Source organism: uncultured Pseudophaeobacter sp., from assembly GCA_905479575.1.
GTDB lineage: Bacteria > Pseudomonadota > Alphaproteobacteria > Rhodobacterales > Rhodobacteraceae > Pseudophaeobacter.
This window is the reverse complement of record CAJQNB010000014.1, coordinates 75,842-99,324: the sequence shown is the minus strand read 5'-3', so window position 1 is coordinate 99,324 and position 23,483 is coordinate 75,842. Positions and strand designations below refer to the sequence as shown.

Below are 23,483 nucleotides of genomic sequence, written 5' to 3'. Positions count from 1 at the left end.
ATTCATGAGCATTCGCATGGGCGCTTCGGTCTGCCATGATTTACAGGTTAGCTCTGAGCCAGTCGGGGGAAATATATCGCGAGCATTTTTTCTACTATTTTCAGGGGCAAACATTTAGGTCTCCAGAGTAAGGTTTTCGAGGCGCGGAAACTGGGTTTCTGACGCGCCAAGCAAGACACCTGATCGCACCATATCCGCGGCTAATTTCTGATCACCTGCCATGAAACGATCCTGGGTTAGAGGCGGGACACGTTTATAGAAGGCTTTGGTGACACGCCTTAGTGCTGGACTGGTTTCAATAGGCGCGCGAAAGCGAACGCCTTCGGCCCCGCAGAATATTTCGATACCAATAATGGTATAAAGATTATCGATCATACGCATGAGACGCCGCGCGCCGTGGGCCGCCATAGAGACATGGTCTTCTTGATTGGCCGATGTGGGCGTTGAGTCGGTGGAGCACGGATTGGCCAGATGTTTGTTCTCGCTCATCAGCGCCGCCGTGGTGACCTCGGCGATCATATAGCCCGAGTTGAGGCCGGGATTGGGCGTCAGGAAGGGCGGCAGATCGTGGCTCAGCACCGGATCGACAATCAGCGCAATGCGTCGTTGGGCGATGGCGCCAATCTCGGCAATGGCCAGCGCGATCATATCGGCAGCAAAGCCAACGGGTTCGGCGTGGAAATTCCCGCCCGAAACAATCAGATCAGCCCCCACCAGAACCAGCGGGTTGTCAGTGGCAGCGTTGGCCTCGATCTCCAGCGTCTGCGCCGCCTGTCGCAGCACATCCATGGCGGCGCCAACCACCTGAGGCTGGCAGCGAATGCAATAGGGATCCTGCACGCGGGCGTCGTCTTCGCGGTGGCTTTCGCGGATCACCGACCCCTCCAACAGAGCGCGCAGGGTGGCGCCGGCCTCGATCTGGCCGCGATGGCCGCGCAGGCTGTGGATTTCAGGCTGCAGTGGCGCGGTGGATCCCATGATGGCATCCGTGGTCAGCGCTGAGGTGACCAGCGCGCTTTGCGCCGCAGCCCAGGCACCAAACAGGCCAGCCAGACCAAAGGCGGTTGAAAATTGGGTGCCATTGATCAGCGCCAGGCCTTCCTTGGGACCCAGCTCAATCGGGGTGAGACCTGCCGCAGCCAGCGCCTCCGCACCAGACATGACAGTGCCGCCAAACTCGGCCTCAGCTGCGCCCATCATCACGGCGGCCATATGCGACAGCGGTGCAAGGTCGCCTGAAGCGCCAACCGAGCCCTGCGCCGGAATAACCGGGGTAACGCCTGTCGCCAGCATTGCCTCCAGCAGGTCGACGACCTCCAGCCGCACGCCAGATGCGCCGCGCCCCAGGCTGAGCAGTTTCAGCGCCATCATCAACCGGGCATGGGCGCGCGGGATCGCAGGCCCGACGCCACAGCAATGGCTGAGGATCAGGTTGCGTTGCAGGGTGGCGGTGTCCTCTGCAGCAATCTTGACGCTGGCCAATTTGCCAAAGCCGGTGTTCACCCCGTAAACAGCGGTGTTTCCGGCGGCAGCGGCAGCAATGCGGCTATGGGCCAGTTCAATGGCCGGACGGCAGGACGCGTCCAAACGTATCGCACATTCTTCGCGGAAAACCCGTTCAAGATCGGCGAGGGAAACATCGCCGGGGGTCAGGGTTAGGATCGGGGTCTGGGGGGTCACAACTGGCCTCCAAAAATACGGGAATGAAGCGGGTTAAAGCCGATGCGATAGGCCAGCTCTGCCGGGTGGGCGACATCCCAGATGGCGAGATCAGCGCGATTGCCGACCGCAAGTGTACCGCAATCTGACAGGCCGAGCGCCCGGGCGGCGTGGCTGGTGACACCGCGCAGGGCTTCTTCGGGGGTCATGCGAAACAGGGTACAGCCCATGTTCATCGCCAGCAGCAGCGAGGTCATTGGCGCCGAGCCGGGATTGCAATCCGTTGCCAGCGCCATTGGTACGCCTGCTGTGCGCAGCAGATCAATTGGCGGCATTTGTGTTTCGCGCAGGGTATAGAATGCACCGGGCAGGATCACGGCCACTGTGCCCGCCGCTGCCATGGCGGCAACCCCGTCGCCGTCGAGGTATTCGATATGATCTGCTGAGAGCGCGCCGTAGCTGGCAGCCAGTTTGGCACCGCCCAGATTGGACAGCTGCTCGGCGTGGAGCTTCACTGGCAGGCCCAGGGTTTTGGCCAGATCAAAGACCCGCGCGATTTGTGCTGGCGAAAAGGCGATGCCCTCGCAAAAGCCGTCAACTGCATCAACCAGGCCTTCGCTATGGGCTGCGCGCAGCGCCGGGAGGCAGACCTTGGTTATATAGCCGTCGGCATCCTCAGCGTACTCAGCGGGCACTGCATGGGCGCCTAGGAAGCTGGTCACCACCCGGATGGGCCGGTGATCTGGCAGTGCGCGGGCGGCGCGGAGCATGTTCAGCTCGGTTTCGAGATCCAGTCCATAGCCGGATTTGACTTCAATTGTAGTGACGCCCTCTGCCAGCATCGCGTCAACGCGGGGCAGTGCCTGGGTAATCAGCTCTTCTACAGTGGCGGCGCGGGTAGCGGTGACGGTGGAAATGATACCACCGCCTGCCCGCGCGACCTCTTCGTATGAGGCCCCGTTGAGGCGCAGTTCGAATTCCGCCGCGCGATTGCCGCCATGCACCACATGGGTGTGACAGTCGATCAGCCCGGGGGTGACCAGCCGATTACCCAGTGAAGTCGCCTTGACCCCGGCATAGCGGGCGGGGAGCTCTGCCTGGCGGCCAATCCAGGCGATTTTCCCTGCAACCACCGCAATGGCCGCCGCCTCAATCAAGCCATAGGGCGCAAGGCCATCGGCCAGGGTGGCGGCGCGAAGCTCGGTGTAGACGTGATCCTCAGTCTGCATGGCGACCTCTGCAATAGTTCGATTTCCTCTTTTCTAGTACAAATCAATATGCCATATGTCTAGACATAAAATGAGGTGAAAAATGACGGGACTCTTTGCTAAACGCGCGCTTTTGACGACTGGCTGGGCCGAGCAGGTGCGCTTGACGCTACGCGAAGGCAAGATATCCGCGATCACAGAAAACGCGCGACCAGAGCAGGATGACTGCCAGGTCGACAGCCTTTTGCCGGCCCTGGCCAATCTGCACAGCCACAGCTTTCAGCGGGCGATGGCAGGGATGACCGAGTACCGAATGGCGGGGCGGGACAGTTTCTGGACCTGGCGCGAGCTGATGTACCGGTTTACCGCCCATCTGAGTCCGGAACAGATCGAGGCCATTGCCGCACTGGTGTTTCTGGAAATGCAGGAGGCAGGCTATGCTTCGGTTGGAGAGTTCCATTATCTGCATCACCAAATAGACGGCAGCGCCTATGACAATTTGGCGGAGCATTCGGACCGGATCATGGCGGCGGCGGCTCAAACGGGCATTGGACTGACACATCTGCCGGTGCTCTACAGCTATGCCGGGGTGGGCAAGGTGCCGTTGGAAGCTGGCCAGAAGCGGTTTGGTAATGATGCCGACCAGTTCTGTAAACTGGTGGAGCAGGCGCGCCGCGCTGCATCTGCCCTGCCCGCCGATTATCAGGTTGGCATCGCGCCGCATTCTTTGCGGGCCACGGCGCCGGATGACCTGGCGCGGGTCTTGCAGGCCCAGCCTGCGGGTTGCCCGGTGCATATTCACATCGCTGAGCAGCCAAAAGAAGTGCAGGAGGTGCAGGCCGGGCTTGGTGCGCGCCCGGTTGAATGGCTGCTGGCCAATGCCCCGGTGGATCAGAACTGGTGCCTCATCCATGCGACCCATATGACCCAGGCAGAGACCCGCGCAATGGCGGCGTCTGGTGCGGTGGCGGGCCTTTGCCCGATTACCGAGGCCAATCTTGGTGATGGTCCCTTTAACGGAGCCACTTATCTGGAAGCTGGTGGCGCATTTGGAGTTGGCTCGGATTCAAATGTATTGATCTCGCTTACCGAAGAGCTGCGCACGCTGGAGTATTCGCAACGCTTGCGGGATCTGTCGCGCAATGTTCTGGTGCAGGGAGAGGGCTCGGTGGGGCGGGCGCTGTATACTGGGGCTGCCAAAGGCGGCGCACAGGCCTTGGGTCGGGTTGCGGGTGAGATTGCGGTGGGAAAATGGGCGGATTTGGTTGCCGTTGACAGCACCCACCCATCGCTGTGCGCCCTGACGGATACGCAGTTGTTGGATGGGATTGTTTTTGCCGCCAAGGATGAGGTGGTGACCGATCTGTGGTCAGCCGGCCGTCATTGTGTCCAGGCTGGACGCCATGTCGCGCGGGATCAGATTCTGGCGCAGTACCGCAGCGCCATTTCCGACTTGTTGGCTCAGATAGGCTAGGCCTGAGCTGCACGCGATATCTCCTTGCGCGCTTGATGCGGCCGGTTTCACGCAGGGCAAGTGCCAGCTCGTGCTGACGCGGATAGGCCGCAAACGTCTTCAGCAACTGGCTGGGCGGCTTGAGGCCCGCCGCCATGGTGGCAGCGGCGCATAGGATATCCGGCCTGAAATACGACAAAGCCGTGAGGAAACAGGGGGCCGGCTCTGTAAACTAGCGCCAGAAGTCCGCTTATGAGGTGCCTGAAACGCCGTGGAGTGCCCCGACTGAAGTGGTCCAGCAAAGCGGGTCCAGATCCTAGGTGTCTTTTTCGAACAGAGTATCTTCGAGCACGATACCATCCATCCCCGAGGTCATCAGCACCGCAACCGCGTCTTCGACGGAATGCACGATGGGCTTGCCCATTATATTGAAACTGGTGTTCAGAACCACTGGAACGGATGTAAGGCGGCCAAAGGCGCCGACCAATTCGTTGAGCCATGGGTTGCTGTCTTCGTTGACCGTTTGCAGCCGACCGGTGCCATCCTCATGCACAACCGCTGGAACCTGATCCCTCGCCGTAGAGCGCCAGCGTTTGGTAAAGGACATATAAGGCGACGGCTGGGCGGCTTCGAACCATTGATCCGCATCTGTGTCCTGAACAATTGGAGCAAAGGGACGGTAAGCTTCGCGTCCCTTGATGTCGCGATTGAGACGGTCCTTCATATTGGCGGGGCGCGGGTCGGCCAGGATCGACCGGTTGCCGAGCGCTCTTGGCCCGAATTCCGCCTGCCCCCGGACTACGCCCAAAATCTTGCCCTGGGCCAGACGTCCAGCGATGATCTGCGCGGATTGCCCGGTCAGGTCCGTGCTGAGCAGCGGCCCGGCACCCTGTTGTACCTTGCGAATGGCCTTGGCAGGCACTTGTGTGCCCAAGTAAGCCGATCCGGTCCCGATGGGCAGGGTTTCGTGACCCTGATCCTTGGCCCAGGCCAGAAGGGCGGCGCCAATCGCATTGCCATCATCTGCGGGGGCCGAGGGGACGAACACGCTGTCAAATCCGTGCCGCTGTGCGATGGAGCCGTTGTAGGATGAATTGAGCGCACAGCCACCTGTCAGGATCAGGTTCGCAGTACCGTTTGTTTGGGGGGCGCAGGCTGCCAGAACCTGATCCGCCACATGGGCAAAAGCGGCCTGCCCCGACGCGGCAAGATCGGCGGCCTGCATGATCGGATCAAAGGGCGTGCGCGCATGGCGGGCCACGATGGCCTGCACCTCAGCAAGGCAAGGTTCGTCGCAAAACTGCAACCGCCCACGATCTACGATCAAAAGCCTAGAGAGGCTGGCGACCAGTTCAGGGATGGGCCGACCAAAGGCCGCTAGCCCCATCACTTTCCATTCTTCACCCAACCGCCAGTCAAATCCGCAGGCGCCGGTGATCCAGGCATAGAAGGTGCCCAGGCTGCCGGGCCCCCAGGACCGCCACCTGCGCTTCAGTGCGCGCGCGCTCATGTCGAAAACGGAAATCGATCCGGCCTCGCCCTCGCCGTCCATCACCACGCAGGTCGCATCGGAAAAAGGCGATTGATAGGCAGCCGCCGCCGCATGGCAAAGGTGGTGGTCAAAACGCATCACTTCGGGCATTTCGGGGCTCAGGCCCAGACGCAACAGCGTGGCACCGGCGTTGGATTGCGCCGCAGCCTGCAGGCTGCGCAACCACAGCCCATCCGAGGCCGGCAGCAGCGTATTGGACACCTGAACCGGCAGATCCCCCTTGATCAGAGTCCAGCTGGTGGCAACCATAAGCCTATCTGTGGCCCGGTCAAAGCCGCACTGGTGCAGGGCTGCCGACAGATGTGACACATGGTCAGGTGCCAGGCCCCAGGCGCGCTTGTCCTGCAAAAACCGCTCTGTGGCTTCGGCAAAGACAACCTGTCCCTCGGCATCGACTAGCGCCAGCGCCGGATCATGCCCAGAGGTCGAAAGTCCCAGATACCACGTGCTCATTGAGGCGAATTATTGTTCAGGATGGCCTGCGCAAAGCTGCCAAGGGTTTCATGTTCAAAAATCATCGACGGGCTGATATCGGTTTGAAATTCATCCTCAACCTGCCCCGATAGAATGACTGCATCAGTGGATTGCAGACCAAGATCCACCAGTACAGATTCGGGGCCGAGTTGCGAGACCTCGGTGTTGGTGAACTTGGCGATCCGCTCGAGAAGAAAATCCTGAATGTCGGACAGGGTTGTCGTTGTTGTCATGTGTTTTCCTAGATTGCTGACGCGCGCGATAAGCGGCAGGGCAGCGCGGACATGGCCACGGTCTGTGACATGGAATAGTAGCGCTGTTGTTGAGGCAGAAGGCTGATGTCGGGGAACCGCTGGAACAGGCGCGGCAGTGCGGATTTCAGCACGCGCCGCGACAATGCGGCCCCCACGCAGCGATGCAACCCATGCCCGAAGGCTAGGTTCCCGACGGCAGTACCGCGGTTGATCGAAAGCAGTTGCAGGCGCAGGGTGTCATTCTTGGCCAGGGGCACGCCGTCCACCGTGGCCGCCTCGCGGGCCATCCTGTAAATGTATTTGGGCGAGGCGCAGGTCGATAAAAGCTGTTCGAAATTCCTGTCAATCCAGACCGGATCGGCGATGTTGGTGCGTTCATCTTTGGGCTGAGTCAGCAGCCAATGCGCCATATTGCCCAGCGTATGGGCAAGGTTGAAACTGGCGCCGTACAGCACCAGAACCAGTGCCTTTTTGTCGCGTAGCGTAAAATCCGGCATGTCCTGATCGGCCATGACCTGCAGCAGAGAGGCCTGTTGCGCGCTCTCGGGGAGATCCATCGTATCCAGCAGCTCGGTAAACACGCCCTGAAGTCGGCGCAATTCACGCAGATGCAGCCAGGGCTCCAGCACATCCTGCAACACGGGGGCGAGTTTGTTGAAGCGGGCGCCGTCCTGGGTCACAATGCCCAGCATGTCCTGCGTCGATCCGTGAAAAACAGGGTCTGCAAAGTCGCGGATCAGATCAGGCGATTGCGCCTGCGCCAGTTGCGCCATCCCGACGTCGATCGCAGCATCGATCCGGGGTTGCCATCTGTCCAACCGGTTGTTCCCCAGATGCCCGGCCACGACGCGGCGCAAAACTGCATGGCGTTCACCAGACATGAAAAACATTGCATTGCGCGCAATGGTGATCGCGGGATCGAGGTCAAGATCGGCGCGTTCGCTGAGCGCCTTTAGGTGTGTTTCCATAGCCGGGGGCATAAAATCGGCATCGCAATTGATCACACTGCGGGCGGCCTCCAATGATTTGATGTCCACCATGCGCGCAGATACTGAGGTCGATTGGCCGTCCCGTTCGCAGGGCAAGGCCAGCAGCGCTTGTACCATCGGCGATACCTGAAACTGTGCGCGATCCACATGCAGGCACAGATTCGGGAACCGCTGTGCAAGCGCAGGCAGGGCCGATTTGAAAAACATCCGAGACAGAGCTTCGCCGGGGCATTTATGGGCCCCTGCTCCAAACGACAGCCCCCCCAGTCGCGCATTGGGCGCGCGAGTGTCGCGCAGCGCGCTATTGCATCTGGCAACGTCGACCACCGCGGGAACGCCTTTGTGAAACGGGCATCCGGCTATCTCTGTGTCGCGGGTGGGCACGCGCACCATGGTCAAAGCAGAGGGGTAGGTCAAAAACAGCTCAGATAGATTGTCATCAATCCAGCCCGGCAAAGCCACCTGTTTCCAGGTCTCCTTGGGGCGGCGCAGCAAGCCATAAAGCGTGAGCCCGAGGGATTGAGCCATCGTGATCCCACTGACCAGAACAAAGGCCGCCTGCGCGTGTTGGGTTTCGATGCAGCTACCGGGGCCAGAATTTTCCCTCAGATAGTTTTTGAACGACTGCGGGTGCTGGTCGCCGGCCGGATCGTCCTCTTCAATGCTGTCCAGGATATGAATGCAGGACGCATTGATCTTGCGCAGTTCTGACAGCGACAACAGCGGATGTGAAACAACACTGTTTGCACTGCGTATGCTGTCATACAATTGCCCCGTCGTATCCTGCGCGCAGCCGATGAAACTGGTCATGAAAGACATCAAAGCCGGTCGAACGAAGTCGCGGATCAGATCGGGATCGCTGGCCTGCGCCAGGGTGTCGAGCGCAGCGGCAACGGCATCATCAGCGCAGCCCTGCCATTGGTCGATGGCTTTGTTGGAAAAGAAGGGCGCGAACAGGCGGCGCATCACCAGGTGGGGCTGCTGCTCTTGAAACATCAGCGAATTTTCGAGCATCCGCCGCAGCGCGCCAAAATCCTCACCTGTCCGGGTTTCCAGAATATCCAGATAATCGCCCATTGCCGCGATTGCAAAGTCATCGGAATTGCGCAGCAGATTGGTAGCGACCGTTGGGTCGGTCAAAAACTTTTCCGGGTTAGCCAAGGCCTGAAAATCAGCGAGTGCCATCAGAATTCCGCTTCCATTTGGAGGGAGCCAGAGCGATACCCGGTGGCAATGACGCGCCGCCGGATTTTTCCGCTTGTGGTCCGTTCCAGGGTTCCGCGGTGAAGGATTTCAACCGCTTCCAGGTCAATCCCCCACTCTCCGCGAACAGCGCGTTTTATGGCGCGACTGATCTCGCCGATCTCGGTGGCGGAGGGCATGTCCTTGCTGGTCTTGCATTCGATCAAAAGAACGGCTTTTCCGGTGTCTTCGATATCGCGTTGAAATGCCGCTGCCGCATAGGGGTTCAGCGCCGCATGGGACTGTGCTGCCAACCATTCCAATTCCGCAGCGGCGATCTTACGGCCGTTGGCAATGATCAGATCCTTGATGCGCCCGTTGATGAACAGGTGCTTGTCTTGCACAACCCCTAAATCCCCGGTGCGCAGCCAACGTCGCGGCCCCGTACCTAGGTCCCTGGTCACAAAGTTGCCCTGCGTTTCGGCCTCCAGCCCGAGATAGCCTGCACTCACGGAAGGACCGGCGAGCCAGATTTCGCCCCGCTCGCCTTCGGGCATGGGAAGCATCTGGTCTGGATCGACGACCCTCAGCCTGTCTGCAATCTCATCCGGCAGCACACAGGGGTGGGTGCAATCAGTTTCGCTCCCGGGCAGCGGTGCGGCTTCTGGGGCGCCCGCGGCAAACAGCGTGTATTCCGCCATGCCGTAACAGGCAAATATCGACGAACGGCGAAAGCCATAAGACGCAAAACGATCATAAAACGCATCGAACAACCCGGTCGGCACAGGTTCCGCGCCGCAATACGCCCGATCCCAGCTGGACAGATCGATGCCGTCGATATCTTCGTCCTTGACCCGCTTCAGGCAGTCGGAAAAGGCAAAGGCAGGCCCGCCGCTGAAGGTGGCCCGCTGCTCGCTGATCGTGCGTAGCCAAAAGGCCGGATTGCGGACCATTTCAAAGGGGCTCATCTGAACTGAATACGCACCGCTGAGCAACGGATACAGGATGCCACCCATCAACCCCATGTCGTGGTAGTGGGGCAGCCAGTTCACAAATCGGGCTTCTGCATTCATGCCCCAAGACCGCATCACATCGCTGCAATTAGACAAGATATTGTCAGCGCTGATCGCGACCCCTTTGGGGGCCCGAGTCGAGCCTGATGTATACTGAACAATCAAAGGGCGGGTGCGCATGGGATCGCGCCGGGGTAAATGTGAAGGGGGAACAGGGTCGTGCGGGTCATCAACGCACAATACAGGAATGTCGTGACGCCCTTCGGCCGCGAGTATAGCCAGAATTCTGTCGCAGCTGGCCAGATCGCAGATCACTGCAGAAGCGTCGCTGTCCTCCAGCACATGCATCAGATGGCCCGTGCGACTGCCGGACCTGGGCGGCGCGATGGATGCTTGTGAAAATCCCTCTGTCAGCAGCCCAGCCAAAAGCGCCACAAGATAGGATTCTCCGGCAGGCAATATCATCACAAGAGAATGCTGACCCGGCCCCAAAACATCGCGCCAACGGGCACCGAGGAGGTGCGCGCGTTCATATAGAGTTTGCCCGGATAATGAGATTGCAGGTTTTGATCTGGATACGACGCTAAAAACAGTGTCGGTCCATTTCGTTTCCAACATGTCCGAAATGGGCCCCACGAGAGAATTATGGCTCAAATCTGCTTTCCCCAAAGTGCCTGTGATAATGGGGCACATGTAGCAAAAGTTTTGAATCGTCACAACAGGATTAGGCGCTTTTCCAACCGGAAGGCTGCCCTGATTTCGGGTATTAACGGTGTAAAGTTAATTGGTTAGGTTGCACAGCAGGCAGGCCCAGAGGCGCCAGGTCCCGGCCCAAAATTTGCACCTGCCTGTGCGGAAGCCTGCTGAGCGCGACCGTTGGGCCAACGACACCGCCCAGAGTTCAGAGGTCAGAGACAAGCTCCGTCGGCCAGACCTGCAATAGATCGCTTTGCCAGCTTTGCGGCCCTTGGTCTGTTCGGCACAGAAACAGCTGCAACGTCCAGTTCCCAGGCTCTTCCGGAGCGGGTAGCGAAACCGAACATCCCCCTTGCTCTATCTGCAGCTCATACACGCCGGTTTTTTGCACACCGCCTGGCATAAGCGGAATCCAGACTGCATAGATTGTGGTCTCGGCACTCAATTTTTCAGGGGAAGTGAACTCGATATCTATCCTCTGGTTTACATGGACCACATCGCTCGGGTCCTTTGACCAAATCAGACCCGTTTCTTGGCTGGAAGCAGGCGGTTTTGGGGCTGTCGACATTTCTTCGGTTAGAATTGAAGCGAGGTTGTCGACTGAATTTTCGCTGAAATACGTCCCGTGACCGCCGGGAATGATTTCGCAGCGTGCGCTTGCAAACATGCTGCGCCATTGCGGCCAGGGGTCTTCGCCGCGCAGGAACGGGTTGTATTCTTCGCTTGTTTCGCCAAACAAAAGCACACAGCGGGTTGGCAGGGGCATGAAGGGCGTCCATTCCAGGCAGAAATAGGCCGCGACATCCTTTCCCTCGGTCAACAGCAAAGCGGCAATTTCCGCTGCGACTGTAGCGCCTTGGCAGTTTCCACCAACCCAGCACCTGGACAGGTCAAAGTGTTTCAGCAGCCCCTTTACATAGTGCTGTGCTATTTCCGTATCTTCCGCGATCGCCTTCTTTTTGAAGTCCGAAACGATATTGAGGGAACGCAAGGCGATCAGCGGCTGATCCGGCCCCAAGGCCTTCGCCAGTGCGGCGGGCTCCTGTTCGGCGTTAAAGCACCAGATCAGGGGCGGCCGTGTCCCGTCTTTGTTGAGGAGGCGGATCAGCCGCTCATCGGTATCGACAATTTCGCCATCCCATTTGAGCAGGAAATTCTGCAGTAGTTTGATTTTTCTATCGAGTGAGATCATCTCGAAGCCCTTGAGTTAGAATGGTGACCCTTGCCCCAAGTTTTACCCGGTATCCGCTGTAGCTGTGGCCTGTGCAGGTCAACTTGTCCATTGTGCTCCTGTATCAGGTGAGCATGCGATATCCGCTTTGTTGAATAAATCGGCCTGAGGCCGTAGTCCATGCCTGCCTCTGAAGGTCCTGTTTGGTATGCCGTTTTGAGGGCAAGTCCCGTATGCGTGGAATGACCGGAAGGCCAGCAGGGATGTGATGGCAAAGACATGGTCGGTAAAGCCGCCGGTATCGGCATGCAGCTCTTTGATCTTGCGGCTGGTTTGCTTCATCAACAGCCTGTCGAGGATGTTAAGGTGCCTCACTCACGGTGGCGGGAATGTTCTGAGTGGCGAAGCGCCCAAACTGATCGGAGATGTGTGTGAGCAAGAGTTGTGAAGTTTTCAATATACTATTGACCTGTGGCATTTGAGCATGCGCAGCGCCGCGGCGCGCAACCCGGCCCCTGTATTTTCCTTTTAAATGTTAGGGTAAGGCGTGTTTCTTACGCTGGTTTTGCTAGGCATGGAGAATGCCGGGATATCCTCGGTACACGCTATGTTGACGCAGATTCTGCAATTGGTTAATAAATAGTTAACTTCTGGTGAACCTCTTGGCATTCCCAACCCAAGACTTGCAGGTCTGCCGTGTTAAAGGGTGACAGGATCAGTGCTACAGTCGTTAGAAATTTCCGTAGATGACACCGCCCCGGCTGTGCCTGCGCCAAAACCGGTTAAGCTAAACGCGGTTGTCACCAAGGGGCATATTCGGGTTGTTCCAACACCGGCCTTGCAGGTTGTTGATCCGCATCCCTCAGATGCCGCCAACCTTGGGGCTAGCAGCTCTGACTTTGTCGCCCCTGACACAGGTCCGTTTGAACCCGTGACCGCAGATCAAGACAGTTCTGTTCAAGAGGGACACTCAGCGGCGGCATCCCAGTCGGCCTCCTGGAGCGCAGAGCTTGCAGAAGCTTCCGCTGCCTCTTCCCCCATAAATTCCACTCTTTTGTTGCCACCGGGGCTTTCTATGCAAATGATCAAGCTCATTGCTGCAGCAGCTGTATTGGGCGTTGCGGCCATTGTGCTCACCTTCTTGCAGTTTGCAGGGTCTGAAGACGCGGTTCAAGATCAGTCCCTGGCTGGATCCCAGGGGGGCAGCCGGGGTGTTGCAACAGCCGGTGCCAGCACTTTGCCCGCTGCAAGCGGGGCACTGGGTGGCACTTTAGCCGGTGGCGACAGCGCCGATATTGTCGCGCAGATCACCGCTGGAACACTCGCCGCCCTGCGCAGTGGCCAGGTGAAGGCGCCAGCAGCGCCCGCCGCGCCAGCGAAAGCGCAGGCGCCTTTGGGGCTGGAGCAGACCAATGGTTTATATGCCATGGTCCTGACCGCGCTGCAGCAAGGGCAATCGCGACAGTATATTGATCAGATGGTCAACGAGGCCCATCGCACGCAACGGGTGCAGGTGCCTGCGCTGCTGCTGACAAGCGCGGGTGAAGTAAATACCACTGCCTTGCTGACGCTGTTCGGCGGCCAGTAGCCGCTACACCACTCATGGGGGCTGCGCTGCAAGAGCGATAGGCTCTGGGGGTCGCCTGCTCGCTACCCAAACAAGATTTCTCACGTTTCGAACGATCGCAGACAAAACACAGCGCAGACTGTGGTGATCGGATTCATAGCATCCCGGGGGGGAACCAGATGAAGAACAAGCTCCTGGCAGCAACGCTTGCCGTTGTTGGCCTTTTTTCCGCACAAGCCGTCGCTGCCGAAACCTGTGGTGGCTATTATAGGGTCAAATCCGGTGACAGCCTGTCCCTGATTGCAGACCGCCTCTACAAGGATGTTGGCACCTGGAGCACCATCCATTCGCAGAATATTGACGCCATTGGCCCGAAACCAAATGCAATTCGCGTAGGGATGAAGCTGCGGATGCCCTGTATCAACGGCTTGCCAACGGGGCTGGAAGGCGGAACCAAGGCCGCCAGCGCTGCGCCGGTCGCTGCGAGGCCTGTCAAGGTAACGCCCGGAAATGCCTCGGTCCGGCAGAAAATAAACCTGCTCACCGGCGATGACTATGCCCCTTTCACCTCCAAGGCCTCGCATAATGGTGGTCTGATCACCGATGTGATGACTGCGGTGATGACCTCGGCGGCGCCGCAGGAAGGTTTTGCCATCCACTGGGTAAACGACTGGGGTTCGCATTTTGATCCGCTGCTCTCCAATGCCCTGCTGGATGTGGGCTTTCCCTGGTATCGGCCGGATTGTGATACCATGCCCGACAGCTATCGCTGTGTGAACTTCCTGTTCTCGGACTCGATGTTTGAAACCCTGATGTTGCTGTTTGTCGACAAGACCCGTCCCTTCACCTTTGAGGACGACGCTGACATTCTGGGCAAAACCCTGTGTCGTCCCAATGGGTATTTGACCTTCGATCTCGATGGGTCGGGTCGCCGCTGGCTTGCGGACAACAAGATCACCTTGAAATCGCCCCATACCGTCAAGGACTGCTTCGACATGGTGGCCAAAGGCGAGGCCGACGCGGTGGCGATCAATGAATTCACCGGCCGCAGCGTGATGAAAGAGCACGACTTGGCCGATCAGTTTAACGTTCTGCCACAACCGCTGTCAGTTTTGGGTATTCATGCGGTTGTGCACAAAAGCCACCCCCGCGCCAAAGACCTGATGGCTTTGGTCAGCAAGGGTCTGCAGACAGTGCGCGAGGACGGCACCTATCAGCGGATCATCGAAGATCACCTTTCCCGCATCTGGGCTGAGTTCTAGGAGGGGTATCATGCTGAAAAAGCTATCACGCTATCTCGTAATTTTACTTGGCATAGTCAGTCCGGCGACGGCCTGGGCCATTTGTGATGTGGATTACCGGGTGCAACCCGGTGATACCCTGTTCTCCATCGCGGAGCACCATTATGGCGACCGAGGTCGCTGGACCCTGATCTACTATGGCAACCAAAGCCGCCTGACAGGCCCGGTCGCGGAACCGGGCAAGACCCTGCACATTCCTTGCGCCAAAGGCGTCTCGGCCCCGGATGCTACGCCGTTGCGCCGCGATGATGCCGAAATGAAGCTGCTGACCGGGGGCGGGTTTGCCCCCTTCACCGACCAGAACCTGCCGGGACAGGGCTTGATCACGGAACTTGTCAACGCCGCCATGGAGCTGACGCCCTCACCGGTCTCCTATTCGATCACCTGGGAGAACGACTGGTCCACCCATCTGTTCCCAAAGCTCAACGACAAAGAGTTTGATATGGGGTTTCCCTGGTTCAAACCGGATTGCGAAACCACGCCGCAGGACGAACGCTGTGTGAATTTTCACTTCTCGGATCCGCTGATCACCATTCCGATCATGCTCTTTGCCCGTGCCGATGCCGAGTTCACCTATGAAGAGGACAGCGATCTTGAAGGCAAGACCCTGTGTCGCCCCAAAGGCTATTTTACCCATGATCTGGATCGTCCCGGCCGCCGGTGGCTGACGGAGGAAAAGATCATTTTGGTTCAGGCTGACACCCCTGCAGCCTGCTTTCATCTGGTCAACGAGGGCCGGGTTGATGCGGCCACGGTCAACCTGTTCCTCGGCGCCAATACCCTGATCCAGGAAGGGCTGCGCGACAATATCTTGCCGGTGGAGCGGCCGCTGTCGGAAGAGGGGCTGCATGTGGTGATTTCAAAACGCCACTGGCGCGGCACCTCACATCTTTATCGGATCAATGCGGGCCTCAAGGCGCTCAAGAAGGAAGGTCGGTTTGAAGAAATCGTTGCCCGCCATCTGGAGCTGTTCTGGGCGCAGCTGCAGTAACGCGCCTGAGGCGTTGATCTGCGAGGACATTGACAAAAGGCCGGGCTGTAGGTCCGGTCTTTTTGCCGCTTAGCGCTGCGCCGCCGCGGCGCCCCCCACATCGCTGCGGGCAATGGCAACCGATTTGATTACGGCGTAACAGGCCGCACCGGGGGAGAGTTCAAGTGCCTGTGCCGAGCGCCGGGTGATCCGGGCCAGCAGCCGTCCGGCATCGGTGTTGAGCGAGACCATGGCGCCAGGACCGCTGCCGCTGCGGATCTGTTCCACCTCGGCGGGCAGGATATTCAACGCTGACAGCCCTTCGGGCCGCTGCCGGGACAGGATCACGTCCTGCGCCAGGATACGCACCCGCAACAGGCTTCCGGGCGCCTGTTGCACCTGCGGCAAGAACAAGGACAACCCGCCGGCATCCAGCTCGCTGAGCCCATCCGGGTGGTGGCGCAGCACTCTCGCCTCCAGCAGGGCGCCAGCGGCACGCACCCCGGTGGGCATGACCTGGTCATCGCCCAGAACCTCAGCCGCGCTGCCCTGACGCTGCACCTGTCCGTCTTTTAGAACCACCACGGATGTGGCCAGCCGTGCCACCTCTGCGGCAGAGTGGCTGACATAGAGCATGGGAATTTTCACCTCGTCCCGCAGGCGCTCAAAATAGGGCAGGATCTCTTCTTTGCGGGCCTCGTCCAGTGCGGCAAGTGGCTCATCTGCCAGGATTAGGTCGGGGCTGGACAACAGGGCGCGACCAATGGCGACCCTTTGCTTTTCACCACCTGACAGCGCGACCGGATGGCGCTGCAACAAGGGGCTAATACCCAGCATGGCGACGATCCGGTCAAAATCTTCCCGAGCGGCGCCACGCGGGGCAAACCAGCGACCAAACAGCAGATTTTGGCGCACAGTCAGATGTGGGAACAGGCGCGCCTCTTGGAAGATATACCCCAAACGGCGGCGGTGTGGCGGCAGCCAGACCCCCTGCTCAAGATCAAACAGCAGCCTGTCATTTAGCGCCACCCGCCCGGTTTTGGGGCGTATCAACCCAGCCACCGCGTTGATCACCGTGGTTTTTCCCGCGCCTGAGCCGCCAAACAAGACGGTCACGCCAGCCGGGGCCTCAAAAGACAGATCAAGGGTAAACTGACCAAGAGGCTGACACAGCGAGACCTTCAGCATCACAGGCCTCCCAACCGGCGGGCGGCGCGGCGGGCCAAAACCTCCGAGAGGATCAAGGCTGCCATGGCAACACCCACTGAGATCACCACCAGCCGCAGCGCGGCGCTTTCGCCGCCGGGGACCTGCAAAAAGGCGTAGATCGCCGAGGGAAGTGTCTGGGTCTGCCCCGGAATATTGGAGACAAAGGTAATCGTTGCGCCAAACTCCCCCATTGCCTTGGCAAAGGCGAGTATCGCGCCAGCGATGACCCCTGGCAGGATCAGCGGCAGGGTGACAGTGACAAAGACCCACAATGGATTGGCCCCAAGCGTCGCGGCGGCCTGTTCCAGTTTCGGATCCACCGCTTCAATGGACAGGCGAATGGCCCGCACCATCAGGGGAAACCCCATGATCGCTGCCGCCAGGGCGGCTCCGGTCCAGCGAAAGGCAAAAGAAATGCCAAACTGTTGCAGAAAGCTGCCCATTCCGGCCTGAGGCCCAAAGGTGAGCAGCAATAGATAGCCGGTGACGACCGGCGGCAGGATCAGCGGCAAATGCACCAGCCCGTTGACCAATTGCTTTCCGGGAAACTGCCAACGGGCCAGCGCATAGGCGGTAAAGATGCCAAAGGGCAGGGTCAGCAGGCTGGCCCAGATCGACACTTTCAGAGACAGCGCCACGGCCTGCCATTCTTCGGGTCCAAGCCAGCTCATGCGCCGCTACTCCGCAATCACTTCAAAGCCGGCAGACAAAAAGGCATCTCGTGCCCTGGCGTCTTGAAGGTAGTGAAAAAGAGTCTCCACAGCGGGGCCACCTGCCCCCTGGATCCTAGCCAGCGGATAGCGGATTGGCGCATGGGACCGGGCGGGGAACTCAGCCAGCACCCGGACCCGCGGTTCTGCCTGGGCGTCGCTGGCATAAACCACGCCCAGCGGGGCTGCGCCAGCGGCAACCAGTGCCAGCGCCGCGCGGACATTGTCGGTCTGGGCAATATGCGGTGCCAGATCCTGCCACAGCCCCAGCGATTGCAAGGCAGATTTCCCGTAGATCCCTGCGGGCACTGACTCGACCATGGCCATGGCCAGTTTGCCTTGGCCCAGGTGGTCAAATAGCGCGGGATCGTCAAAGCCGGCAAGGGCAGCTGTGCTTTCTGTGGCCGCAACCAGGACAAGCCTATTGCTGAGAAGATCCCGGCGACTGCCGGAAACCAGGCGGTTCTCGCTCTCGAGATAGTCCATCCATTCGGGGCTGGCAGGCAGATAGATATCGGCCGGCGCTCCAAACGCGATCTGACGCGCCAACAGTGATGATCCGGCCAGGGACAGCGACACGCTGTGGCCGGTTTCTGCTTCGAATGTGGTGGAGATTTCATCCAATGCGTTTTTCAGGCTCGCTGCTGCAAAAACGGTGACGTCCGCCGCAGCTGCAGCGGTGGCAAACCCCACAGTGCCTGCACAGATCAGCGCTGACAGAAAACATCGGATGCGGGATGTGATATCAGAGCCTCCCCCGGCCTGTGACAACTACGTTCCTTTTGGGTAGCTCTGGGACCGCAACTGGGCAAGTCAAATATGCACCGGCTGAGGCGGGCTACCCAGCGCTCGGGGCGGCGAAACATGGCGTCACGCAGGCAAAAGCCAACCCCGATCAGTCACGGGGTTGGCTTTGTCAAATTCTTGCTGCGTCATCAAAACAGGGTGAGACCACCTGGATCGGCTGCGGCCGGAGCCGGCTTTGGTGCCGGACGGGCAGCGGCCAGTTCCTGTTCGCCCAAACGTCTGTCATTCTCGACGCGGGTTTGCTGAGCACTGCCGGAAACCGCATGAAAGCGCACACGCCGGGCAGAGGTGCCGCCAACACTGGAGGAGATGACCGGGATGCCTTCGTCATAGAGAAACTTCTGTACAAAACTCGCATTCGAGGCGCCAATATCAGACAGGTTCGCCGACATTTTTGCCCCGCCAAAAACCTTGGCTTTCAGGTTTCTGCGTTGGGCCCCTTTCTTCATGATGCCGTTGATCAGCAGCTCCATTGCGTGGATGCCGTAGCGGGCGCTGACGTCGCCACCATTGGCATTGGCCAGCAGGAAGTGGTTCATTCCCCCGACACCGTTTTCTGCATCATAGATGCAGGCCGCAATACAGGAACCAAGAACCGTAGAGAACATTACTTTGGGATCTGTAGAGACCCGGTACTCGCCCTGAAGCACCGTGACCGAGGTAGTATTCGCAAAAACTGTTGTCACAGTACACTCCTTATCAACTAACTCAGGCTTTCGCAGCCTGTAAAAGGGTCCCAGCCATCCGGGCTAGGGAAACTTGTTTCTCTGCGGCACCGGTTTCCCAGGCGACACGCGGCATTCCATAGACGACTGAGGATTTCTCATCCTGAGCAAATGTGGTTGCCCCTGCGTTGCGCAGGGCCAAAAGTCCCTTGGCCCCGTCCTGGCCCATGCCGGTCAAGATGGTTGCAACCACCTCCTTCCCATATGGCACGGCAGAGGTGAACAAGGCGTCAACAGAAGGGATATGACCCGAAATTGGTGGACCTTCTTTGAGGCGAGCCCGCATTGGTTTACGCTGAGTCATACCCATATGGCGGCGTTGGCCTGCGGCGATATAGACGTGGCCAGGCTCCAGCTTCATGTTGTCCTCTGCAGGAACCACCTTGGCGGCGCAAATGCGGTCCAGAAGGGAAACCAATCCCTGGCCAAAGTTCTTGCCCGTATGCTGCACAATCAAGGTTGGGGGGCATAGGGCGGGAAAGCCAACCAGAACGCTCCGCAGCGCCTCGACCCCGCCTGTGGAAGAGCCGATCAGAATGATCTTTTTAAAGTCTGTCGCGGCGGCATTTGCCCCACCGCTGCGCTTGCCGACGCCGCTTTGGTCTCGCCTTGGCGCCTTGACCATCATGTCAAAATACTGGGAGAACTGTTGCGGAGTATCCGTTTTTGTCAGTTCAAAAATCCCGGCACCCACGTTCAGCAAGGGAGAGGATGTGCGCGCTGGTGTTGCCCCGGCACTGTCCATAACCGCAACCCAACGGGTGTCCAGCGCCGAAAAGAGCGCCAGCATCATTTCGAATTCAGGCAGTTTGGTAAAGCCATCTTCAACGAAGGCAAAAACCGGCTGTGCTGCCTCGGCCTGATTGTAGGCCATCATCAGGTTGTTGGCCAAGAGCACCTTCATCCCTGGATAGGTGGCTTCCATGTGGCTTTGGATCGAGCGGGCAAAGGCCCGGTCAGTTGTAATGATCAATAAGTTCTGAGACGGCAATGTGTCACCCAGTCAGGCTGATCGGTAAAAAAACCGAAGTTACGGTCGTCTCGGGGCAATTGAAGCCCCGAGAATGGTTACTTAAAAATCTTGCCACAGATCCTTTGCGGCGTTTCCATCAGCCTGTGCTGTCAGGCTGGATGATGCAGGCATCACCTCATCCAGATCCCAGTCCTCGTCTCCATGGGCTGAGGGGAGTGGAGCCTCTGCTGACGGGGCTGCCTGCATTGGGGCGACGGTTGCGCCGCCCTTGATGCTAAACCCGGACACCAGCTGCGCCAGTTGTGTTGAATCTGAGCTCAGCAGATGGCCCGCCGCAGTCGCTTGTTCGACCATGGCTGCATTCTGTTGTGTCACCTGATCCAGTTGCGTCACGCCGGTGTTGATTTCGTTGAGGCCAGTGGACTGTTCCACTGCACCCTCGGCAATACCAGAAACCAGCTGCGAGATATGGCTGACACGCTCGACGATATTATTCAGCGCCTCGCCTGCTTTGCCCACCAGATCAACGCCGCGCTCAACCTGTTTGGAACTGTCACTGATCAAGGTCTTGATCTCCATCGCCGCATCAGAAGACCGCTGCGCCAGCGCCCGGACCTCCGAAGCCACAACCGCAAAGCCTTTGCCAGCTTCGCCGGCACGGGCTGCTTCTACCCCGGCGTTAAGGGCAAGCAGGTTGGTCTGGAACGCGATATCGTCAATCACCGAAATGATCTGGCCAATTTGGTTTGAGCTTTCTTCGATTTCGGTCATCGCCGAAACCGCGCTTTGCACAACCTCACCAGTGTTTTCGGCCTCTAGCTTGGCGTCACCCATGGTTGCCTCAACGCTGCGGGCGCCATCTGCGGCGGATTTTACGCTTGCGGTCAGCTCATCCAAGGCAGCGGCTGTTTCTTCCAGAGTTGCGGCCTGGCTTTCGGTCCGGTTGGACAGATCATCCGAGGCACGGCTGATTTCGGTCGCTCCATTTCGAATGGAACTGGAGGCGTTAATCACCTGCGACACGGTTCCGCTGAGGGTTTCGATTGTCTGATTGTAGTTCAGGCGCAATTTTTCATGCTCGCCCGAGAAGGCTTGATCAATCGATACGGAGAAATCGCCTTCTGATAGTCGCACAAGCCCGGCGCTCAGGTTCTCAACAACAAGCTGTTGTTCCTGCTGCAGCGCAGCCCGTTGCTCTTCGGCGATCCTGGCCTGTTGCAAGTCTTCCTGCATCGACACCAGAGTTTTGCCGATCTTGCCGATCTCGTCGCCCCGCTCGGCCTCGGGCACATCGGTATCCAGGTTGCCGGAAGAGACTGCATCCATACTTTGACAGATCCTGTCCAGAGGACGGGTAATCGTCCCGGCAAACAGCCAGCCAAGGAAGGACATCACAGCAGCTCCGGCAAGCGAAACCATGAGAAGGATGTTTCGATCCCGGATCACTGGCGCCATCAGCTCTGCGCGGTCCTGTTCGATGGCAATAACCCAGGTCCCACTTTTCAATGGGATCGCTTCGGCGTAGGCGGCGACGGGCTGTCCCCGCAATCCGGTTGCCTCGGTGGTAAAGCGGCTGTGACCTGCGAGGGCCTGTGTCAGGTAGTCACTGGCGGGCAGCTGGTCCAGGGGCGAATGACCGTCTTCAAACCGTGAATGCGATCGCGCGGTAAGGTCAGGACCTGCCAAAAAGATGTCCACGGACTCTTGGATGCCCTGATCATCGTTCATGATCGCGTTGATCATGCCCATAGGAATCTGCAGAATAAGGACGCCCACTGTTTGGCCCGAAGGCACGACAATCTTGGTGGCAGCAAAAGCAGCAGGCGCATTTGCACTTGGGGCGTAGGGGGCGATATCGGAAAAAATGACCTCGCCAGCCTCAGCCTCCAGCGCCGTGCGGAACAAAACGCCCAGATCACTATCCTTATAGGCGCCGTTCATCAGGTTGGTGCCATAGTCGTCTTCTTTGAAAACCGAATAGATCACATCGCCAGGCATGCTGACCAGGAAGGCATCATAATAACCTTTTGCCGTCAGCAGCGTCCGAAATGACGGGTGAAACTTGGAGTGATGGATGTTGTAGGGAATCGTTTGCTTACCCCGATCCAGATTATGCCGCTCACCTGCAGGAAAAGGATTCTCGGTGATATAGGTCTTGCGCGCGATATCGGCCGCATCAGCGCCGAGGTTGCTCCAGGCTGCAGACAGCCGCTGGATCGCAGTGGCTGTCGAGGGCATGCTTGCCAGTGTCATCAAATCTGCATTGACGCCCCTCAGGAGCGACTGAAAAGCGGTTCTACGACCGGCAATCAGAGATTCGAACTGACGTTCCGCTTGATGGAACGCGCTTTTCTGAAAGTTGATCGTACTTACTGTTACAAAAAGTGCGGTCAGCAGCACCCCAAATCCTACGACAAACAGCGGAAGTTTGTGGGCAATTTTCAGAGACTTTAAACTCTGCATTTTCTTTCTCCTGCGGCATTGTTCGCGGCAAACCGCGTGGTGACGTGCCCTAGATTGCAGAAAAGTTCTTAATTTGCCGCTTACGGATCCGCTCAGTCGCTCTAATTTTAGAAATCAAATACCCTTTTCCTATTAATTCTTTTTGCAGAGAGCGGCTCTTCAATAAAAAACGGCTGTTCCAGCGGGTCCCCGAAGAGAGCGCCTATATATACGGAGTCCCCCCGCAGTGCTGCGGTCATAGTGCTTTCAGGGCTGATCTTTATTTTAACACCCACCGCGCCAGGGAATCTAAAAACTTTAGGAAAATGCGCAATTTTCCCAGGTTTCCAGCGGTATAAAACCGCTTTTCTATCGGTCTGCAGCAATCAATTGTTAAGCTCAAAGGCCTAACTATGAAGCTATCGAATACAAACATGTCACCGACAATGGGGGTGAGAATCGCGGAAGATGACCACAGAAACGCAGAAACACCTTTTGGAATTGCCAAATGCATTTGCTGAATTGAGTCCGCTCACGGCATTTCTGGGCGGGGCGCGCTCCGCAGCAGTGGAAATTGACTGTAGCAATGTTGCGGCAATGCCGTCGCGCTGTCTGCAACTGTTGCTTAGTGCCGAACAACAATGGCGCTCCGAAGAACTGGGGTTCGCGGTAACCCATATTAACGATTCCTGCCGCAAGTCCCTGACGCTCTTGGGTCTTGAGCCCAACCGATTTGAAGACGAGGTAACAGCATGAAAACCAAAGTATTGGCAATCGATGATTCCCGCACCATCCGGAATCTGCTTGCAGCCACCCTGGAAGAGGCTGGTTTTGAGTACGTAAGTGCAGTGGACGGCCGGGAAGGCGTCGACATGTATGATGATGTCGCTCCTGACGTCGTCATCACCGATATCAACATGCCCAACCTTGACGGTTTTGGTGTGATCGAAGAACTGCGCGGCACCGATATTAATTCCAAAGTTCCGATCCTGGTACTCACCACGGAAAGTGCTCCGGAAATGAAGGCACGTGCCCGCAATGCAGGTGCAACTGGCTGGATCACCAAACCATTTGATGACGCCTCCCTGATTTTCGCGCTGAAGCGTGTTACCGGGGCTGCGGCATAAA

General features: G+C 58.4%; 20 protein-coding genes and 2 pseudogenes. 6 read left to right on the top strand and 16 right to left on the bottom strand.

Annotated features, from left to right (window positions below; all coding sequences use genetic code 11):
• Positions 1-114: 114 nt before the first annotated feature.
• Together hutH and hutI are read right to left on the bottom strand one after the other, a co-directional pair.
• Positions 115-1,680: a histidine ammonia-lyase gene (gene hutH / locus QZ268_RS05140; RefSeq protein WP_295449034.1), complete on the bottom strand. Its 1,566-nt coding sequence runs from the start codon at positions 1,678-1,680 to the stop codon at positions 115-117.
• Positions 1,677-2,888, bottom strand: a complete 1,212-nt coding sequence (hutI, locus tag QZ268_RS05135; protein ID WP_295449030.1) for an imidazolonepropionase — start codon at positions 2,886-2,888, stop codon at positions 1,677-1,679. The genes hutH and hutI overlap by 4 nt, the downstream gene beginning before the upstream one ends.
• A gap of 82 nt (positions 2,889-2,970) precedes the next feature.
• On the opposite strand from hutI, the gene QZ268_RS05130 reads away from it, so the two are divergent.
• Positions 2,971-4,341, top strand: coding sequence for a formimidoylglutamate deiminase (locus tag QZ268_RS05130; protein ID WP_295449027.1), 1,371 nt, complete (start codon positions 2,971-2,973; stop codon positions 4,339-4,341).
• A 40-nt stretch (positions 4,342-4,381) separates the two neighbouring features.
• Here the strand turns inward: QZ268_RS05130 and QZ268_RS20165 are convergent.
• The 7 genes and pseudogenes from QZ268_RS20165 to QZ268_RS05100 form a co-directional block, all read right to left on the bottom strand.
• Positions 4,382-4,519, bottom strand: a pseudogene (locus tag QZ268_RS20165) (hypothetical protein); the annotation flags it as partial.
• Between the two features lie 117 nt (positions 4,520-4,636).
• Entirely contained in the window at positions 4,637-6,325 is a 1,689-nt protein-coding gene (locus QZ268_RS05125) for a carbamoyltransferase C-terminal domain-containing protein (protein ID WP_295449024.1), read from the bottom strand.
• On the bottom strand, positions 6,322-6,579 hold the full coding sequence (locus QZ268_RS05120; protein WP_295449021.1) for an acyl carrier protein: 258 nt from the start codon (positions 6,577-6,579) through the stop codon (positions 6,322-6,324). The genes QZ268_RS05125 and QZ268_RS05120 overlap by 4 nt, the downstream gene beginning before the upstream one ends.
• A gap of 8 nt (positions 6,580-6,587) precedes the next feature.
• Positions 6,588-8,774 carry a cytochrome P450 gene (locus QZ268_RS05115; RefSeq protein WP_295449018.1) on the bottom strand — a complete coding sequence of 729 codons (2,187 nt, stop codon included), beginning with the start codon at positions 8,772-8,774 and terminating at the stop codon, positions 6,588-6,590.
• Positions 8,774-10,402, bottom strand: coding sequence for an AMP-binding protein (locus QZ268_RS05110; protein ID WP_295449053.1), 1,629 nt, complete (start codon positions 10,400-10,402; stop codon positions 8,774-8,776). Before QZ268_RS05110 ends, QZ268_RS05115 begins: the two co-directional genes overlap by 1 nt.
• 283 nt (positions 10,403-10,685) lie before the next feature.
• Complete coding sequence (locus QZ268_RS05105; protein ID WP_295449015.1) at positions 10,686-11,498, bottom strand: hypothetical protein; 813 nt, start codon at positions 11,496-11,498, stop codon at positions 10,686-10,688.
• Between the two features lie 364 nt (positions 11,499-11,862).
• A pseudogene (locus tag QZ268_RS05100) lies at positions 11,863-12,084 on the bottom strand (Tn3 family transposase); the annotation flags it as partial.
• A 285-nt stretch (positions 12,085-12,369) separates the two neighbouring features.
• Between QZ268_RS05100 and QZ268_RS05095 the strand changes: the two are divergent.
• From QZ268_RS05095 to QZ268_RS05085, 3 genes are all read left to right on the top strand, one after another.
• Positions 12,370-13,239: a hypothetical protein gene (locus QZ268_RS05095; RefSeq protein ID WP_295449012.1), complete on the top strand. Its 870-nt coding sequence runs from the start codon at positions 12,370-12,372 to the stop codon at positions 13,237-13,239.
• Positions 13,240-13,397: 158 nt separating this feature from the next.
• Entirely contained in the window at positions 13,398-14,480 is a 1,083-nt protein-coding gene (locus QZ268_RS05090) for a transporter substrate-binding domain-containing protein (RefSeq protein WP_295449009.1), read from the top strand.
• 10 nt (positions 14,481-14,490) lie between these two features.
• On the top strand, positions 14,491-15,510 hold the full coding sequence (locus QZ268_RS05085; protein WP_295449006.1) for a transporter substrate-binding domain-containing protein: 1,020 nt from the start codon (positions 14,491-14,493) through the stop codon (positions 15,508-15,510).
• Between the two features lie 69 nt (positions 15,511-15,579).
• Here the strand turns inward: QZ268_RS05085 and modC are convergent, their stop codons facing one another.
• The 7 genes from modC to QZ268_RS05050 all read right to left on the bottom strand — a co-directional run bounded on the left by modC (position 15,580) and on the right by QZ268_RS05050 (position 22,741).
• Positions 15,580-16,677: a molybdenum ABC transporter ATP-binding protein gene (modC, locus tag QZ268_RS05080; RefSeq protein WP_295449003.1), complete on the bottom strand. Its 1,098-nt coding sequence runs from the start codon at positions 16,675-16,677 to the stop codon at positions 15,580-15,582.
• A complete protein-coding gene (gene modB / locus QZ268_RS05075; protein WP_295449000.1) occupies positions 16,677-17,369 on the bottom strand; it encodes a molybdate ABC transporter permease subunit in 693 nt (230 codons plus the stop codon). Before modB ends, modC begins: the two co-directional genes overlap by 1 nt.
• Before the next feature lie 6 nt (positions 17,370-17,375).
• Entirely contained in the window at positions 17,376-18,179 is an 804-nt protein-coding gene (gene modA / locus QZ268_RS05070; RefSeq protein WP_365321430.1) for a molybdate ABC transporter substrate-binding protein, read from the bottom strand.
• A gap of 164 nt (positions 18,180-18,343) precedes the next feature.
• Positions 18,344-18,901, bottom strand: a complete 558-nt coding sequence (locus QZ268_RS05065; protein WP_295448997.1) for a chemotaxis protein CheD — start codon at positions 18,899-18,901, stop codon at positions 18,344-18,346.
• A gap of 22 nt (positions 18,902-18,923) precedes the next feature.
• Positions 18,924-19,865, bottom strand: coding sequence for a CheB methylesterase domain-containing protein (locus tag QZ268_RS05060; protein ID WP_295449043.1), 942 nt, complete (start codon positions 19,863-19,865; stop codon positions 18,924-18,926).
• A 147-nt stretch (positions 19,866-20,012) separates the two neighbouring features.
• Positions 20,013-22,376 (bottom strand): methyl-accepting chemotaxis protein, encoded by a 2,364-nt coding sequence (locus tag QZ268_RS05055; protein WP_295448994.1) that lies wholly within the window; start codon positions 22,374-22,376, stop codon positions 20,013-20,015.
• Positions 22,377-22,483: 107 nt separating this feature from the next.
• Complete coding sequence (locus QZ268_RS05050) at positions 22,484-22,741, bottom strand: hypothetical protein (protein WP_295448991.1); 258 nt, start codon at positions 22,739-22,741, stop codon at positions 22,484-22,486.
• An 82-nt stretch (positions 22,742-22,823) separates the two neighbouring features.
• Here QZ268_RS05050 and QZ268_RS05045 point away from each other — a divergent pair, with 82 nt between their 5' ends.
• Positions 22,824-23,111 (top strand): STAS domain-containing protein, encoded by a 288-nt coding sequence (locus tag QZ268_RS05045; RefSeq protein ID WP_295448988.1) that lies wholly within the window; start codon positions 22,824-22,826, stop codon positions 23,109-23,111.
• Positions 23,108-23,482: a response regulator gene (locus tag QZ268_RS05040; protein ID WP_009807715.1), complete on the top strand. Its 375-nt coding sequence runs from the start codon at positions 23,108-23,110 to the stop codon at positions 23,480-23,482. Before QZ268_RS05045 ends, QZ268_RS05040 begins: the two co-directional genes overlap by 4 nt.
• Position 23,483: the final 1 nt, after the last annotated feature.